Origin of the sequence: Kitasatospora acidiphila, assembly GCF_006636205.1 — a bacterium.
Classification (GTDB): domain Bacteria; phylum Actinomycetota; class Actinomycetes; order Streptomycetales; family Streptomycetaceae; genus Kitasatospora; species Kitasatospora acidiphila.
The window spans coordinates 8,221,743-8,237,234 of sequence record NZ_VIGB01000003.1; the positions used below are offsets into that span (position 1 = coordinate 8,221,743).

General features: G+C 72.5%; 16 protein-coding genes and 1 pseudogene. 5 read left to right on the forward strand and 12 right to left on the reverse strand.

Going from position 1 to position 15,492, the window contains the following annotated elements; genetic code table 11:
* Window positions 1-92 precede the first annotated feature (92 nt).
* Complete coding sequence (locus tag E6W39_RS38665; protein ID WP_141637436.1) at window positions 93-794, reverse strand: NADPH-dependent F420 reductase; 702 nt, start codon at window positions 792-794, stop codon at window positions 93-95.
* A gap of 85 nt (window positions 795-879) precedes the next feature.
* Complete coding sequence (locus E6W39_RS38670; protein WP_141637437.1) at window positions 880-1,182, reverse strand: putative quinol monooxygenase; 303 nt, start codon at window positions 1,180-1,182, stop codon at window positions 880-882.
* A gap of 299 nt (window positions 1,183-1,481) precedes the next feature.
* Here E6W39_RS38670 and E6W39_RS38675 point away from each other — a divergent pair, with 299 nt between their 5' ends.
* Window positions 1,482-3,311: a glycoside hydrolase family 15 protein gene (locus tag E6W39_RS38675; protein ID WP_141637438.1), complete on the forward strand. Its 1,830-nt coding sequence runs from the start codon at window positions 1,482-1,484 to the stop codon at window positions 3,309-3,311.
* Window positions 3,312-3,337: 26 nt separating this feature from the next.
* On the opposite strand, the gene E6W39_RS38680 is transcribed toward E6W39_RS38675, so the two are convergent.
* From E6W39_RS38680 to adh, 8 genes and pseudogenes are all read right to left on the reverse strand, one after another.
* A complete protein-coding gene (locus tag E6W39_RS38680; RefSeq protein ID WP_141637439.1) occupies window positions 3,338-3,706 on the reverse strand; it encodes a nuclear transport factor 2 family protein in 369 nt (122 codons plus the stop codon).
* Between the two features lie 38 nt (window positions 3,707-3,744).
* Window positions 3,745-4,053, reverse strand: coding sequence for an aldo/keto reductase (locus tag E6W39_RS42470; protein ID WP_267286729.1), 309 nt, complete (start codon window positions 4,051-4,053; stop codon window positions 3,745-3,747).
* Between the two features lie 118 nt (window positions 4,054-4,171).
* Window positions 4,172-4,306, reverse strand: a pseudogene (locus E6W39_RS43325) (aldo/keto reductase); the annotation flags it as partial.
* A 101-nt stretch (window positions 4,307-4,407) separates the two neighbouring features.
* On the reverse strand, window positions 4,408-4,971 hold the full coding sequence (locus E6W39_RS38690; protein ID WP_141637440.1) for an NADPH-dependent FMN reductase: 564 nt from the start codon (window positions 4,969-4,971) through the stop codon (window positions 4,408-4,410).
* 25 nt (window positions 4,972-4,996) lie between these two features.
* A complete protein-coding gene (locus tag E6W39_RS38695; RefSeq protein WP_141637441.1) occupies window positions 4,997-5,524 on the reverse strand; it encodes a YceI family protein in 528 nt (175 codons plus the stop codon).
* Window positions 5,525-5,604: 80 nt separating this feature from the next.
* On the reverse strand, window positions 5,605-6,024 hold the full coding sequence (locus E6W39_RS38700; RefSeq protein WP_141637442.1) for a nuclear transport factor 2 family protein: 420 nt from the start codon (window positions 6,022-6,024) through the stop codon (window positions 5,605-5,607).
* A 128-nt stretch (window positions 6,025-6,152) separates the two neighbouring features.
* Window positions 6,153-6,656: a MarR family winged helix-turn-helix transcriptional regulator gene (locus tag E6W39_RS38705; RefSeq protein ID WP_228718590.1), complete on the reverse strand. Its 504-nt coding sequence runs from the start codon at window positions 6,654-6,656 to the stop codon at window positions 6,153-6,155.
* A 160-nt stretch (window positions 6,657-6,816) separates the two neighbouring features.
* Window positions 6,817-8,334, reverse strand: a complete 1,518-nt coding sequence (adh, locus tag E6W39_RS38710) for an aldehyde dehydrogenase (protein WP_141637443.1) — start codon at window positions 8,332-8,334, stop codon at window positions 6,817-6,819.
* A 271-nt stretch (window positions 8,335-8,605) separates the two neighbouring features.
* Here adh and E6W39_RS38715 point away from each other — a divergent pair, with 271 nt between their 5' ends.
* Window positions 8,606-11,623, forward strand: a complete 3,018-nt coding sequence (locus tag E6W39_RS38715) for an AfsR/SARP family transcriptional regulator (protein WP_228718591.1) — start codon at window positions 8,606-8,608, stop codon at window positions 11,621-11,623.
* 118 nt (window positions 11,624-11,741) lie between these two features.
* Here the strand turns inward: E6W39_RS38715 and E6W39_RS38720 are convergent, their stop codons facing one another.
* Entirely contained in the window at window positions 11,742-11,948 is a 207-nt protein-coding gene (locus tag E6W39_RS38720; RefSeq protein ID WP_141637444.1) for a hypothetical protein, read from the reverse strand.
* Window positions 11,949-12,143: 195 nt separating this feature from the next.
* Between E6W39_RS38720 and E6W39_RS38725 the strand changes: the two genes are divergently transcribed.
* The 3 genes from E6W39_RS38725 to E6W39_RS38730 all read left to right on the forward strand — a co-directional run bounded on the left by E6W39_RS38725 (window position 12,144) and on the right by E6W39_RS38730 (window position 14,397).
* A complete protein-coding gene (locus tag E6W39_RS38725) occupies window positions 12,144-12,863 on the forward strand; it encodes a helix-turn-helix transcriptional regulator (RefSeq protein WP_228718592.1) in 720 nt (239 codons plus the stop codon).
* A gap of 101 nt (window positions 12,864-12,964) precedes the next feature.
* On the forward strand, window positions 12,965-13,135 hold the full coding sequence (locus E6W39_RS40185; RefSeq protein ID WP_181799658.1) for a hypothetical protein: 171 nt from the start codon (window positions 12,965-12,967) through the stop codon (window positions 13,133-13,135).
* Window positions 13,123-14,397: a M20 family metallopeptidase gene (locus E6W39_RS38730; RefSeq protein ID WP_181799659.1), complete on the forward strand. Its 1,275-nt coding sequence runs from the start codon at window positions 13,123-13,125 to the stop codon at window positions 14,395-14,397. The genes E6W39_RS40185 and E6W39_RS38730 overlap by 13 nt, the downstream gene beginning before the upstream one ends.
* Window positions 14,398-14,403: 6 nt before the next feature.
* Here the strand turns inward: E6W39_RS38730 and E6W39_RS38735 are convergent, their stop codons facing one another.
* A complete protein-coding gene (locus E6W39_RS38735) occupies window positions 14,404-15,480 on the reverse strand; it encodes an alpha/beta hydrolase family protein (protein ID WP_141637446.1) in 1,077 nt (358 codons plus the stop codon).
* Window positions 15,481-15,492 lie beyond the last annotated feature (12 nt).

Sequence of the window (15,492 nt, forward strand, 5' to 3'; positions counted from 1 at the left end):
GGTCGGCGAAGTATGCCCCCACCACGAGCACATCCGGGCGTCGCAGCGCATCGTTGGTCTCCATCCGCTGAGCATCGGCCGCTGGACGGCGGTCAAAACCTCTCCCGCGTGTCGAGGCGGCCGCCCTCGCGCGGGGCTCCACCGCTAAGCGCGTCCACTGCGGCGCGCGCCTGGGCCAGGTCGACGACCTCGCCGTCGGGCCCGGCCTGATGCAGGTCGCCGCCGGGCGACTCGATGCGGCCGGCGGCGGCCAGGCCGCCGGCCTTCACGGGGTCGAACCCGGCCACGCGGATCAGCCGCTCGGCCGTCGCCGCGGCGCTGCCGTCGTCGGTGGCGTAGAAGAGCGCCGCCCGCCGCGGCGCGCGGTTCGCGCTCGCCGCCAGCACGCCCGCGCCGAGGGTGCCGAACGCCTTGACGTAGTGGGCGCCCTCGGGCAGCAGAGCGGCGGCCACCGCCCCGGCCGACTGCCCTTCGGGCAGCGACCGCACGATCCGGCCCTTCTCGTCGAACGCGACCGGGTTCGACGGGTCGATCACGACCTTGCCCGCAAGCAGCGGTCGGACCTGCGGAATCAGCTCCCGCATGGCGTCCAGCCAGATGGCGAACACGACCGTGTCCGCGCCCGTGATCGCGTCCGCCACGGTGGCGGCGCGTGCGAGCGGCCCGAGCTCGGCTGCCAGCTCCTCGGCGCGCGACGCGCCCTTCCCCGCCAGGACGACGCTCTCGCCCCCGGCCACCAGCTGCCGGGCGAGCACACCTCCGATGTTGCCGACGCCCACGATCGCGGTGGTCATCTCCAGCCTTCCTCATCCGTTGTCTCAGGGCCTGTGACCAGGCGATTCCGCGCGGGGGGCCTTGGTTCTGGAGCAGGTGTGCCGGCTACAGCGGAGTGGCGGCCAGGATGTCGACGTGATCGATGCGCGGCGGGGCGGCGAGCAGGGTGGCGGCGGCCTCGCCCAGGGCTGCGGCGATGCGGCCCTTCAGATGGTCGTCGCGGCCCTGCTCATCGGCGAAGGTGTCGAAGATGCCGAAAGCGGCAGGACCGAGTCTGAAGGCGAACCAGGTCACGGTGCCGCTCTCCTGACGTGCCAGCTCCACGGCATCGGTGAGCATCCGCTCGACCGCTTCGGCGTGTTCGGGGCGTGCTTCGATGCGGGCCAACAGGCCCAGCCGCGAGGTCATGTGCGCTCCAGGACGTCTGAACTGCCCGGTTCGGTACGGCCGGGCCGGTCCACGGACGCTACGCGGCCGGGCAGGCCTCGGACGGCGCGCCGCGCGCTGCAGGTGGACCGGTCCGCTGATTCGGACCAACGACGGACCGCCCGCCACGGCGGCCGCCCGGAGGCGCAGCGGAGCGCCTCCGGGCGGGTCCGAGCGTCTGCTCGGGGCGCTCCGGGACGGCACCCCGCCTGGAGTAGCGATCTAGTATGAAGAGCAAGCCTTCATCTCCAGGCCCGCGCCGCAGCGGCGGGGAGGCCGACATGGTGTTCGACATGAGTGGTTTTGAGCAGGCGGACAGCAACCGCTACACACCGATCTCCGAACACGGCCTGATCGGCGACCTTCGTACCGCCGCCCTGGTCGGCACGAACGGCACCATCGACTGGTACTGCTGCCCGCGCTTCGATGCGCCCAGTGTGTTCGGGTCCATCCTCGACGCCGAACGGGGCGGGTCGTTCGAGCTGGCCGCCGAGGTCCCGACCCGCACCCGGCAGTTCTACTTCCCCGACACGAACGTGCTGATCACACGGTTCTTCGCGGCAGACGGGGTGGCGGAGATCCAGGACTTCATGCCCGTGACCGACGAGTCGAGTGAGGCGGCCCGGCACCGGCTGATCCGGCGGGTGATCTGCGTGCGGGGAGTCCTCCCGTTCAAGGCGCGGATCGCCCCGCGCTTCGGCTACGGCGCGGAAACGCACACCGTGCACCTCGAAGGCCACCAGGCGGTGTTCCGCTCCCCGTCACTGACGCTCGGGCTGACCACCACCGCACCGCTGGAGTGCGACGGCCTGGACGTGTGGTCGCACTTCAAGCTCCTCGAGGGCGAGTCCCACGTGTTCGCCCTCGACCACATCACCGACGAGGTCCCGACCCGGTCGTGTCCGCGTGCCGAGGCGCAGGAGCAGGCTGAGGCGACCATCCGGTTCTGGCGCCACTGGCTGGCCGGTTCGCGCTACCACGGGCGGTGGCGGGAGATGGTGAACCGCTCCGCTCTGGTACTGAAGCTGCTCACCTACGCGCCGACCGGTGCGATCGTCGCCGCACCGACCACCAGCCTGCCCGAGCGGGTCGGAGGCGAGCGCAACTGGGACTACCGGTACGTGTGGGTCCGCGACGCCGCGTTCTGCGTCTACGCCTTGCTGCGCCTCGGGTTCACCTCGGAGGCCGAGGCGTTCATGCGGTTCCTCGGCGACCGCATGCGCGGCACCGAAGCGACCGGCCCGCTGCAGATCATGTACGGCATCGACGGGCGCAGCGAGCTGCCCGAGTACGAGTTGCCGCACCTGGAGGGCCACCTCGGCTCCGCACCGGTCCGGGTCGGCAATGCCGCCACCGGCCAGCTCCAGCTGGACATCTACGGAGCCGTGATCGACTGCGTCTACCTGTACGACAAGTGGGGGCAGCCGATCAGCAGCGCCGCCTGGGAGGAGGTCGGCGCGGTGGCGGACTGGCTCTGCGAGCACTGGGACCAGCCCGACGAGGGCATCTGGGAGACCCGCGCGGGCCGCAGGAACTTCGTGTACTCGCGGCTGATGTGCTGGGTGGCGCTGGAGCGGGCGATGCGGATGGCGACCCGCCGCGGCCTGCCGGCGGACCTGCCCCGCTGGCGGGAGTCCCGCGATGCGATCTACCGGCAGATCATGCAGCGCGGCTGGTCGACCGAGCGGGGGGCGTTCGTCCAGTCCCTGGACGACGGTGAGCTGGACGCCTCGCTGCTGATGATGCCGATGGCCAAGTTCATCTCGCCCACCGACCCCAAGTGGCTCTCCACCCTGGACGCGCTCACCGCGGACCTGGTCTCCGACTCGCTGGTCTACCGCTACAACCCGACGGCCAGCCCGGACGGCCTGAGCGGCCTGGAGGGCACCTTCTCGATCTGCTCCTTCTGGTACGTGGAGGCACTGGCCCGCGCCGGCCGGCTGGAGGAGGCCCGGCTCGCCTTCGAGAAGATGCTCACCTACGCCAACCACCTCGGCCTGTTCGCCGAGGAGATCGGTCCGACCGGCGAACAGCTCGGCAACTTCCCCCAGGCCTTCACCCACCTCTCGCTGATCAGCGCCGCCTTCAACCTCGACCGCGCACTGGGCTGACGGCCTGCCGGCAGGCATGGCACCGGTCAGGAGGGCGAAGGGACCTCGGCGACGATGGTGTAGAGCTCGACGATGACGCCGTCCTTGCAGTGGGCGATGTCCATTCCGCTCACGACCGGTCGGTCCGAGGGCCCGTACCGGAAGCCGAGGTGGCCGAGGTCGTCATTGACCGAGACTGGTCCGTCCGGCTGGTAGACCCAGCCCGGGTTCTGCTCCTGCAGCTCCTGGGCGCGGCGCGCGAGGGCCTCGCGCCCGTGGACGATGCGGTCGGGCTCGTGCCAGACGACGTCCTCGGCGTAGGTCTCCGCGATCGCCCTGGCCCGGCGGCCGGGGTCGGGTTCGTTGAAGACGTCGAGGAGGTTGCGGCGCATCAGGTCGGCGACGGTGTTGCTCATGACTGGTCCTCCAGGTCGTGCCGTGGCGGGGTGGGCGTTCAGGCCGGCCGGTTCGGGGGTGGGAACTCCCTGGCCAGCTCCTTGCGTGACGCCTCGTCGAGCCGCACCGACGCGGTGCCGAGGTTCTCGGCCAGGTGCGTGCGGGTGCGGGTGCCGGGGATGAGCAGGATGTTGGGCGCGAGGTCGAGCAGCCAGGCGAGGGCGAGCTGCGCCGGGGTGGCCCCCAGGCGCCGGCCGAGGTCGGCCAGGACGGGGTTGGAGAGGATCCGGTTCTGGACACCGCGCGGCCACCCGAGCGGGCAGAAGGGGACGAACGCGATCCCTCTGCTGGCGCACTCCTGGAGCACGTCGAGACAGCCCTGGTCCGCGAGGTTGAAGAGGTTCCGGACGCAGGCGATCTCGGTCTGGCTTGCTGACGATGGCCAGGCCGTCCGGGTAGGGGTGCAGCGCCTCGCGGATCAACTCGTTGACGACGCCTGGGCCGTAGTACTGGGCGGTGTCGATGTGGTTGACGCCGCCGGCGACCGCGGCGCGCAGCACGCGCAGTGCCTCGTCGCGGTCGCGGGGCGGGCCGAAGACGTTGTCGCCGGCCAGTTGCATCGCGCCGTAGCCGATCCGGCGCACCCGCCGGGGGCCGAGGGCGTACGAACCTGCGGATGCGGGAGGGGGGGGTTCTGCTCTGGCATGGCGTCTCCAGCCACTCAGTCGCGCAGCGTCTTCATCGCCGCCGACCAGGCCTCGAGCTCTTCGAACAGCTTGGTGGCCCCGGCGTCGTGGTGCTCGCTGGGCTTGAAGAGCGAGAGGTTCTCGAAGTCGGTGAACAGTGAGAAGGCCAACTGCTGGTGGATGTGCGCGAGTTGGACCGCGCTCGCGATGGTGCGCAGGTGCTCGGCGGCGCGGATGCCGCCGACGGTGCCGTACGAGACGAAGGCGGCGGCCTTGTCGTTCCACTCGGCGTAGGCGAAGTCGATCGCGTCCTTCAGCACGCCGGGGATGGAGTGGTTGTACTCGGGGGTGACGAAGACGTAGCCGTCGAACTCGGCGACCTTGGCCGCCCAGGCCTTGGTGTGCCCGCCCTGGTACCGGCCCATGGACGGCGGCAGCGGCTCGTCCAGGTGGGGCAGCGACCAGTCGGCGAGGTCGACCAGCTCGTACTCGGCGGCGGTGCGGGCGCCCGCGCGGTCGATGACCCAGTCGGCGACCGCCCTGCCGTTGCGGCCGGGCCGGGTGCTGCCGAGGATCACGGCGATCTTGAGAGTGCTCATGGTGTTCACTCCTTCCGCGACTCCGCTAGGCGGGGATTTCGCCGGTGCGGCGGGCGCGGATGCTCGCGGTCAGCCGCAGATGGCGTCCGGCCACGCCCTTGAGCCTGGTCACGCCATGGGCGTAGCGGTCGACGGTCGCGGTGGCCTCGATGTCGATCTCGTCGCCGTCGACCCCTGACCTCGCCACGGTGAAGGTGACGGGTGCGCGGACACCGTGGGCGGTCAGCAGCCCCTGCAGGGCCCAGGTGCCTGCCTCGGTCAGCTCGGCCCCGGTCGAGCTGAACGCGATGTCCGGGTAGCTGGCGGTGTCCAGCAGTGCCTTGGAGAGGACCTTGCGGTCCCGGTTGGTGTTGCCGGTGTCGAAGCTGGCCGCGTCGGCGACGGCGTCCACCCGGCTGCCGGTGAGCGGCTCGGCGAGGGAGACCGTGCCGCCGCGCAGCCGGAAGCTGCCGCGCACGGTACCGAGCCCGAACATGTGCTTGGTGACGAAGGTGATCTCGGAGCGGGGGACGTCGATGGCGTAGCGTCCCGGCGCCGGCGTTGCGGTGGTCATGATGACCTCCTATATAACTTGAGCCTTCAAGTCACACTCTAACCCTCTCGACTTGAAGGCTCAAGTCATAGCTCAGCCTTTCAGGCGAGGCCGAGCTGCGCGGCGATGACCGTGCCGGAGGGGTAGCAGTCAAAGCGCTTGATCTTGCCGTCGACCAGCTCGAACACGTCGCAGCACGGGGCGTCCATGCGCTTGCCGGTGGGCGGGACGGTGCCGGGGGGCAGCTCCAGCGGGCCGAGGTGGGTGCCCTGCAGGCGCAGCTGCACGATCACCATGTTGTCGGTGGCGTAGAACCGCTCCAGCTCGCGGTGCATGTCGGGGAAGGCCTTGGCGTAGACCTCGACCGTCTTCCCGAGCTCCTCGGGGCCGCGATAGGTGAGCGGGATCGACATGTCGGTGAAGGTTCCGTCCTCGGTGAAGGCCGCGACCCAGCCGGCGACGTCCTGCTCCTCGGCGACCTGGTAGGCGGCGCGGACGGCCTTCTCGTTGTCCTGTGACATCTCGGTTCTCCTCCACTCGGTGGGGTACCTTGTGAGTTCACTTTAACATTCAAGTCACTGCTTGACACAAGCCCATAGGGGAAAATGGTTTGCTGAGTTGGCCCTAGAAGATCACTTGATGCATCAAGTCAGCGTGCGGGCGAGTCGATGCGCTGCAGGATCCGCTCGGCGTCCTGGCCGAGCCGGCGCAGGCGTTCCCCGGAGAGGTTGTCGACGACCAGGCGGCGGACGTAGGCCACGTGCGCGGGGGCGGCCGATTCGAGCTTGCTCAGGCCGGCGGGCAGGAGGATGGCGTTGGTGAACCGCCCGTCGGCCGGATCGGGCTCGCGGCGGACGTATCCGCGGCTCTCCAGCCGCTTGATCATGTGCGAGAGCCGGGACAGCGACGTGCTGGTGTTCTCGGCGAGCACGCTCATGCGCAGGGACCGCTCGGGGGCCTCGGAGAGCATCGCCAGGGCCATGTACTCGACCATGCTCAGGTCGGCGTCGCGCTGCAGCTGTGCGTCGATGGCCCACGGCAGCCGGGTCATCAGGCGGACCACCGACAGCCAGGAGGCCAGCTCGCCGGGGGCGAGCCACAGGTCCGCCTGCTCGTCCATCCGCGCCTGGGGCGCCTCGTTCTGGCCGGTCATCCTGAAAGCTTATCAGCCACGCCGTGCGGATGACATGGGTTGGATCTGCGGCTCCTCAGCTGGCCCTGTTGCTTGAATATTCATGTGATGGGCGGGAGTGAGAGCGGCTCCGGCGCTGGAGGCGCCGGAGCCGCGGGGGTCGGGGTGCTCGTCGGGGCGTCTAGAAGAAGCCGAGCTTCTTGGCGGAGTAGCTGACCAGGAGGTTCTTGGTCTGCTGGTAGTGGTCGAGCATCATCTTGTGGGTCTCGCGACCGAAGCCGGACTTCTTGTAGCCGCCGAAGGCGGCTGAAGCGGGGTAGGCGTGGTAGCAGTTGGTCCAGACGCGGCCGGCCTTGATCTCGCGGCCCATGCGGTAGGCGGTGTTGCCGTCGCGGGTCCAGACGCCGGCGCCGAGGCCGAAGGGCGTGTCATTGGCGATCTTCAGGGCCTCGTCGACGGAGTCGAAGGTGGCGACGGAGACGACCGGGCCGAAGATCTCCTCCTGGAAGATGCGCATCTCGTTGCTGCCGCGGAAGATGGTCGGCTCGATGTAGTAGCCGCCCGGAAGGCCCTCCACGGTGCGGGCGTTGCCGCCGGTCAGGAGCTCGGCGCCCTCGCGCTTGCCGATGTCGATGTACGAGAGGATCTTGCGGAACTGCTCGTCGCTGGCCTGTGCGCCGATCATGGTGGCCGGGTCCAGCGGGTTGCCGGCGGTGATGGCCTTGGTGCGCTCGATGCAGCGGGCCATGAACTCGTCGTAGATCGCGGAGTGGATCAGGGCCCGGGAGGGGCAGGTGCAGACCTCGCCCTGGTTGAGGGCGAACATCACGAAGCCCTCGACGGCCTTGTCCAGGAAGTCGTCGTCGGCAGCCGTGACGTCGGGCAGGAAGATGTTGGGGCTCTTGCCACCCAGTTCCAGGGTGACGGGGATGATGTTTTCGCTGGCGTACTGCATGATGAGGCGTCCGGTGCCGGTCTCGCCGGTGAAGGCGATCTTGGCGATCCGCGGGCTGGAGGCGAGCGGCTTGCCGGCCTCGATGCCGAAGCCGTTGACGACGTTGACCACGCCGGGCGGCAGCAGGTCGGCGATCAGCTCGATGAACACCAGCACGCTGACGGGGGTCTGCTCGGCGGGCTTGATGATCACGCAGTTGCCGGCCGCCAGCGCCGGGGCGAGCTTCCAGGCGGCCATCAGCAGCGGGAAGTTCCACGGGATGATCTGGCCGACCACGCCCAGCGGCTCATGGAAGTGGTACGCCACGGTGTCCTGGTCGATCTCGGCGATGCTGCCCTCCTGGCCGCGGACCACGCCGGCGAAGTACCGGAAGTGGTCGACGGCCAGCGGCAGATCGGCGGCCAGCGATTCACGGATCGGCTTGCCGTTGTCGAAGGTCTCGATGACCGCCAGGCGTTCGAGGTTGGCCTCGATCCGGTCGGCGATCCGGTTCAGCAGGTTGGCCCGCTCTGTGATCGGGGTGCGGCCCCAGGCGTCGGCGGCGCGGTGGGCGGCGTCGAGGGCGAGTTCGATGTCGGCCGCCTGCGAGCGCGCCACCCTGCAGTAGACCTGGCCGTCGACGGGGGAGGCGTTGTCGAAGTACCGGCCGTCGACCGGAGCGACCCAGTCGCCGCCGATGAAGTTGTCGTACGTGGACTTGAGGGAGACCAGGCTGCCTTCGGTGCCGGGCTTTGCGTAGACCATCGCGGCTCTCCTGCACGGGGAGTGACGGGGGATCGACGGCTCGGGGCCGTCGCGGGGCGGCGGTCAGTGTGGCGCACGGAGGTTGGTGAAACGTTGGTGCGGAGGGATCGGACAAATCGGCCTTTCCGAACTCCAGCCCGGCCAGCTGCGACCAAAGGGCAGCGGTGATTCGTAAAAGAGGGAGGGGCGGCGGCGCCTGCCGGGATGGTATGAAGCGCAGTACGAACACGCACGGCATGGGGGCTGAGGGTTGACGGGGGGTGGCATCGGCGTGGATGAACTGCGCTTCTGCGTGCTGGGGCGGATGCTGGGGGAGCAGGGCGGCGTCCCCGTGGTGCTGGGCAGTCCGCAGCAGCGGGCCGTCCTCGCGGTGCTGCTGCTCACGCCCGGGCACACGGCCAGCACGTCCGACCTGATCGACGCGCTGTGGCCCGACGACCCGCCGAGCCATGCCCGGACCACCGTGCGCACCTATGTGTGGCGGTTGCGCCGGAGCCTGGCCGTCGGAGCGGAACCGGTGGACCAGGCGGAGGGGCGGCTGAGCTCCGTCCCCGGCGGCTACCACCTGGACGTGCCCACGGGCTGCGTGGACGCGCTCCGGGCGGAGCGGCTGGTGGCCGAGGCGGGCGGCGCCTCGGCGGGCGGCGCGCCGGATCGGGCCCGAGCGCTGCTCGGGGAGGCCCTCGCGCTCTGGCAGGGCGAGCCGCTGGTCGGCATTCCGGGGCCGTTCGCGGCGCGCCAGCGCAGCCGGCTCGGCGACCTGCGCCTGACGCTGCTGGAGGAGCGCGTCGCGCTCGACATCGCCTTGGGTCGCGCGGCCCTGTGCGTCTCGGAACTGACCGCGCTCACCCAGGAGTTCCCGCTGCGGGAGCGGTTCCACGAGCTGCTGATGCGCGCGCTCTGCCAGGCCGGGCGCCAGACCGAGGCCCTGGAGGTGTTCCGGAGTGCGCGCCGGCTGCTGGTCCGGGAACTGGGCGTGGAACCCGGGCGCGACCTGGCCGCCCTGCACGGCCGGATCCTGGACGGCGATCCCGAGCTGACCGGGCGGGCGCCCGCGGTCCGGCCGGGCAGCGGCTCGGGTTCAGCGGCCGGCCCCGGCGAACCCGAGCCCACCCCGGATCCGGAACGCCCCGACGCGCTCCCCAGACCCGCGCAACTGCCGCCGGACGACGCGGACTTCATCGGACGCGAGGCAGCCGTCGAGGCGCTGTGCGCAGCGCTGACCGGGGCGGCCCCCGGGCGGGACGCGCTGCGGATAGGCGCCGTGGCCGGCATGGGCGGCGTGGGCAAGACCGCCCTGGCGGTGCACGTCGCCCACCGGGTGAAGGAGCACTTCCCCGCCGGGCAGCTCTACGCGGACCTGCGCGGTGACGGCGGGCCGGTCACCCCGGAGGCCGTGCTCACCGCGTTCCTGCGGGCGCTGGGTACCGCGCCCGAGGCGCTGCCCGACGGCCTGGCCGCCAAGTCCGCCCTGTTCCGCTCGCTCACCGACGGCCGGCGGCTCCTGGTGGTGCTGGACAACGCGGTGGACAGCGCGCAGATCCGGCCGCTGCTGCCGGGTGCCGCGGGCTGCGCGGTCCTGGTCACCAGCCGGGCCTGGCTGGCCGGGCTGCCCGGGGCCCGGCAGATCGGGCTGACCGTCTTCGCGCCGCAGGAGGCACAGGACCTGCTGGAGCGGATGATCGGCGCCGAGCGGCTGGCCGGCGAGTCCGCCGCCGCCCTGGACCTGGTCACGGCCTGCGGGTTCCTGCCGCTCGCCGTCAGGATCGTCGCGGCCCGGCTGGCGGCCCGACCCAGTTGGACGGTCCGGGTGATGGTCGACCGGCTCAGCGACGAACGGCGCCGGCTCGACGAGTTGCGGGTCGGGGACCTCGCGGTGCAGGCGACCTTCGAGCTGGGCTACCGCCAGCTGACGCCGTACCAGGTGCGGGCGTTCCGGCTGGTCGCCGCGGTGGACTGCAAGGACCTGGGGACCGCCGCCGCGGCCGCGCTGCTCGGCCTGGACGAGCACATCGCCGACGAGCTGCTGGAGTCGCTGGCGGACGTCGCGATGCTGGAGTCGCCGGCCGCCGGGCGGTACCGGTCGCACGAGCTGCTCCGGGCCTTCGCCCGCCGCAAGTCCGAGGCCGGCCACCCGGCGGAGACGGTCGCCGGGCGGACCCGGCTGCTGGAGTTCCAACTGGCCACGGCCTGTGCGGCGTTCGAGCAGGTGGTCCCGGGCGACCCGATCCGCGACGCGCTCGACCTGCGCGCACCCGGGCCGGCCTTCGCCGACCCGGAGGCCGCCCGTGGCTGGGCGGCACGGGAGACGGACTCGCTCCTGAGCCTGGCCACCCAGGTGGCGACGGCCGTCGCGGGCCGGCCGCCGGGCGAGCGGCAGGCGACCGAGGAACTGCACGCGGCGGTCGGTCTGCTCATCGCGCTGACACCGTTCAACCGCGGTGCCTGGCAGGGCCAGTGGGCGGCGGCCCGGGCCCTGCTGCACGCGGCCGAACGGCGGGCGGACCGCTGGGCCGAGGGTCGGGCCCGGTTCCTGTGCGGCAACGCCGCCCTGGCAGCCGCCCGGTTGGACGAGGCCGAGCAGCTGACCCGGTCGGCGGCGCAGGCCTGCCGGGAGACCGGCGACACCGTGATCCTGCGTCAGTCCCTCAACGACCTGGGCATGATGGCCCAGTACCGGGGCCACTATGACCAGGCGGCCCGCTGCTACGACGAGGCGATCCTGCTGGCCCGCGCGCTCGGCCACGAGACGGGGGAGAGCGCGACCGTGTTCAACGCCGCCGTCGCCTGGGTGCGCAGCGGGCAGCCCGCCCGGGCGGTGCGCGCCTGCCTGGGCGAGCTGGACAAACCGCGGCTGCGCACGGCGGGCGCCGGGCGGGCCCAGGCGCTCTATGTGCTCGGGTTCAGCCTGCACGCCTCGCAGCGGTACGACGAGGCGGCCGAGCGGCTGACCGAGGCGTTGGCGCTCTGGACCGGGCTGGACCAGACCGGCTGGGTGGCGGCCACCCGCTACCGGCTGGCGGACACCCTGCGCGCGCTGGGCCGTGCCGAGGAGGCACTGCCGCTGGCGCGCGCGGCCGTCGAGGCCTGCCAGGAGGGGCGCAGCGAACGGGAGTCGGGCCAGGCGCTGATGGTGCTGGGGCGGGTGCTGTCGGCGCTGGGCCGGCGTGCCGAGGCGCTGGACTGCGTCGAGCGCGCCCATGGGCTGTTCGCCCGCCTGGGGCTGCCGGAGGAGCGGGCCGCTGCGGCCCAACTAGCTGCTGGCGAGCCGGACTTGTCGGCTTACTGAGCCCGCTTGGCGCGCTGGCGTCGAGCGGCCTCAGCACGCCCCGCGAGGCGGGTCGTCGGACGTTCCGCGCCGCCCGTCCCACCCGCTCGGTCCCGCAGGGGCGTCACGGCTTCGGAACTCACCCCGTGGTGCCGCTGTTCCATTCGTCCGTCGGCTGCGGCGACCTGGCGCCGGGGCCCTGCACCATGGCCGTCGCGTGACCGCCGGGGGCGTGCGCCGAGGCCGCCGCGAGGCCGCCGCCACCGATCAGCACGGCGCCCGCCAGGGCGAAGCCGGCCAGCAGCCGTATGACGCGGGCGGACCTGCGAGGGGTGGTCGACGGCATCGAGAACTCCTTCTCGTTCGGGGGTACCTGTCGCCGGACCCGTGGGCCCCGGTCGACGCTCCGGAGTCTGCCAGCCGGCCCGTCAACGCGCTGTCAACGACAGGCGGCCGGCGCATCCGGGCCGCGTAGACGCGGCACTGACGACCAGCGGCGACTCTTGGTCCAGGCGAGACCGGACTGAAGGAGTGTGAGCACGTGCTGAGCCACGAGCTGGGCCACGCGACCGATGGTGAACAGGCGATGTCCCCGCTGCGGGCGGGCACCAGCGCGAGCAGGGGATCGAGCGTGCTCGTCGAGATCCAGGCGACCGACCCGATCTCACGGGCCGGCCTGGTGCACCAACTGCTCCAGCACCCCGCCATCCGACTCGCCGCGGAGCACACCCCGCTGCCGGTGCGGGCCGCGGCGGTGGCGGTGGTGCTCGTCGACGTCGTCGACGGCCCCGCCGTGCAGGCGCTGCGGCGGCTGAGCCAGGAGCGGGCGGGCCGGGTGGTGCTGGTGGCCGGCCGGCTCGGCGAGGTGGAGGCACTGGACGTGGTCGAGTGCGGGGTCGCCGTGGTGCTGTGGCGGCGGCAGGCCGAAGCGGAGCAACTGGCCCGCGGCGTGCTCGCCGCCGCCCGGGGCAACCGGGAGCTGCCCAGCGACCTGCTGAACCAGGTGATCGCCGAGGTCGGCCGGGTGCGGCGCGGCGGTGTTGCCGACTGCCCGGCGACGGACGCCCCGGAGCAGCTGACCGAGCGTGAGGCGGACATCCTGCGGATGGTCGCGGACGGCCTCGACACCGCGCAGATCGCCGCGCGGATGGCCTACTCGGAGCGGACCATCAAGAACATCCTGGCCGGCCTGACCAGCCGGTTCCAGCTGCGCAACCGCGCCCACGCGGTGGCCTACGCGCTGCGCGCCGGCCACATCTGAGCACGGCCGGCACAGCGGGACCGCGCCTGCGGCGAGCTGACCGTGTCCTCGCGAATCTGCCGCCCCGGTCCGCTTCGCGGGACGAAGGTGAGGGCCCGGCCGTGATCGGCACCGAACGCGGTCACAAGGCCTTCAACACGCCGGTGCAGCAGGACCAGGCGGCCGGACGGGCCGTGCGAACCGTGACGTGCAAGAAAGGACAACCGATGGACAGCGCGACGAGCCGGCCCGGCCGCGGGTTGCGGGAGTCGCCCGGCGAGTGGCACCGGTGACCGGCGCGTCGGCGTCGGCGCGGCGGCAGGTGCGACTCTGGAGCGAGCGGCACCGGGACCGGATCGCCGAGGCGATCGGCACACTGGTCCGGGTGCCCACCGTGGCACCGGATGAGCCGCTGGCCGCCGGCCCGCTGACGGACTACCTGCGAGGTGCCCGTTTCACCGTGCGCAGCGAGCCACCGCATTCCGGCCTGCTCGGCCACCCCGACCACACCCCGTCCGCCCTGCCGGAGCCGGCCCCGGCCCGCCCCAACCTGCGCGCCGCGCTGCCGCGGGTGCCCGGGCTGCCCACGGTGCTCTTCTCGGCCCACACCGACGTGCTGCCCGCGCAACGCCACCCGGAGCCGTGGAGCGGGCGGTTCGACGGCGTGCGGGTGCACGGCCGGGGGAGCGCCGACACCAAGGGCAACATCGTGATGCTGGTGGAAGCCGTGCGCTGCCTGCACGAGCTCGGCCTGCCGATGCGGGCCAACGTCGAACTGGACCTGGTGAGCGACGAGCAGGCCGGCGGCAACGGCGCGCTCTCCACCCTGCTGCACGGTGTGCACGCGCAGGAGGTGGTGGTCCTCAAACCCACCGGGCTGACGGTGCACCACGGCCACCCCGGCTGCCTGGGCTTCGAGGTCGAGGCCCAGGCAGCCGCCGACGGGCAGGCCCACCGGGTGGACGCGGTGGACGCCTGCCTGGCCGCCCTGGACCGGCTGCGCGTGCTGGAGCGCTGCTGGCTGGAGCAGGCGGCCGACTGCCCCGGCTTCGAGCGGGCGGCCCGCCCCCTCGAACTCGACGTCAGCGCGCTGGCAGCCGACGCCTCCCACTGGTCCGACCCCGACCGCTGCGGCTTCCGGGCAACCCTGGGCTTCCTGCCCGACCGCACCCGGGCGGAGGCCGCAGCCGAGATCGAGCGGACCGTGCTGACCGGCGCCGGCGCCGAGCGGCTGCGGCTCTCCTGGCGCGGCATCCGCCACGACGCCTACCTCGGCGCGAGCGACGGGCCCGCCGCCGAGCAGCTGCGCGCCGCCGTTCGCTGGGCCGGCGGCGCCCCGGGCAACGCGGCTGCCTGGCAGGCGAGTTGTGATGCACGGCTCTACCACCGCTGGTCCACGGCCGAGACGCTGGTCTTCGGTTGCGGAGACCTGCGGGACGCGCACACCGACCATGAGTCGATCGATGTCGGCCAGGTCCTCGACGGCCTGGCCACCCTGGTCGGCCACCTGACCGGAGCGGCGCAGCTGAGCCGCGGCGCCGGCGCCGGCAGCTGAACCGGACTATTCGGCCGACTTCCAGGGGCGGGCGAACTCGTGCAGCGCCGCCACGGCGGCCGGGGCGAGCATCCGGTCGTTCACCGGTGTGCCGGCCGGGTGCAGGAAGTGGTCCAGGCCGTCCAGGGTGCGCAGGCCCGGTCCAGTGGCGTGCGTGCGGGCGAGTGCGGCGAGCAGCGGCGCCGTGGTCGCGCAGGGCACGTTGGCGTCGGCGGTGCCGCAGGTCACGGTGACCCGGGTGCCGGGGCGGATCGCCCGGGCGGCGTCCGGCGGGTAGACGGCGTCGTCGCTGCGGACGAAGCGGGCGTTGTTCGGGCCGAAGAGCGCGTTCAGCAGCGAGGCGAGCGGCGGCAGCAGAGCACTCGTGTCGGTGGGGCGCCCGGCCCGGAAGTCGGCGATGGCGGTGGCCACGCCCACCCTGTTCGCCCGGGCCGCCGGCTCGGTCAACTGCCCGGCCGCCACGGCCTCGTCGAGTTGGCCGTCGAGCTGGGCGGCCAGCAGGTCCAGCAGGCGCTCGTCCTGCGGGGCCAGCAGGGCGAGGCCGGCCGGCGCGGGCCGTACCGTCCGGGCGAGGAGCAGCGCCTGCAGTCCGCCCTCGCTGTGGCCGACGACCAGCAGGGCGTGCGGGTCGGCCTCCGGCTGGTCGCGCAGGGCGGTGTAGGCGGCCGCGGCCTGGCGGGTGAAGGCGGCCAGGTCCAGCCGGCCGGGGTCGCCCTGGTAGGCGCCGGCTCCGGTGCGGCCGGTGAAGTACTTGTCGAAGCGCAGCGTCATCACGCCGTCGGCGCCGAGGGTGTCGGCGACCAGCGCCAGGGTACCGGGGGTGAGGGCGGGCGGCTCGTTGCCGTCGCGGTCCGTCGGGCCGCTGCCGGGCAGCAGCAGGGCGGCGGCCAGGTGGTGCCCGGCCCGGTGGGCGGGCACGTGCAGGGTGCCGTAGGCGGTGGTGCCGTCCACCGTGAACTGCACGTCGCGGTCGGCGGCGGGGACGAGCGCGGCCGGTGCGGCCGCGTTCGCAGTGGGTGCGCCCAGCCCTGTCGCGGTGACCGCGGCCAGCAGGGCAGCGGTCGCTAAGATTCGCCAACGCATGTGTTTCTCCTG

Excerpts from the sequence above, each read along its gene's own strand:
- E6W39_RS38720 (WP_141637444.1), bottom strand. The coding sequence starts at position 11,948 with ATGCCGTCGACCACCCCTCGCAGGTCCGCCCGCGTCATACGGCTGCTG.
- E6W39_RS38665 (WP_141637436.1), bottom strand. The coding sequence starts at position 794 with ATGACCACCGCGATCGTGGGCGTCGGCAACATCGGAGGTGTGCTCGCC.
- E6W39_RS38675 (WP_141637438.1), top strand. The coding sequence starts at position 1,482 with ATGGTGTTCGACATGAGTGGTTTTGAGCAGGCGGACAGCAACCGCTAC.
- E6W39_RS38700 (WP_141637442.1), bottom strand. The coding sequence starts at position 6,024 with ATGTCACAGGACAACGAGAAGGCCGTCCGCGCCGCCTACCAGGTCGCC.
- adh (WP_141637443.1), bottom strand. The coding sequence starts at position 8,334 with ATGGTCTACGCAAAGCCCGGCACCGAAGGCAGCCTGGTCTCCCTCAAG.
- E6W39_RS38735 (WP_141637446.1), bottom strand. The coding sequence starts at position 15,480 with ATGCGTTGGCGAATCTTAGCGACCGCTGCCCTGCTGGCCGCGGTCACC.
- E6W39_RS38670 (WP_141637437.1), bottom strand. The coding sequence starts at position 1,182 with ATGACCTCGCGGCTGGGCCTGTTGGCCCGCATCGAAGCACGCCCCGAA.
- E6W39_RS38695 (WP_141637441.1), bottom strand. The coding sequence starts at position 5,524 with ATGACCACCGCAACGCCGGCGCCGGGACGCTACGCCATCGACGTCCCC.
- E6W39_RS38690 (WP_141637440.1), bottom strand. The coding sequence starts at position 4,971 with ATGAGCACTCTCAAGATCGCCGTGATCCTCGGCAGCACCCGGCCCGGC.
- E6W39_RS38680 (WP_141637439.1), bottom strand. The coding sequence starts at position 3,706 with ATGAGCAACACCGTCGCCGACCTGATGCGCCGCAACCTCCTCGACGTC.
- E6W39_RS38705 (WP_228718590.1), bottom strand. The coding sequence starts at position 6,656 with ATGACCGGCCAGAACGAGGCGCCCCAGGCGCGGATGGACGAGCAGGCG.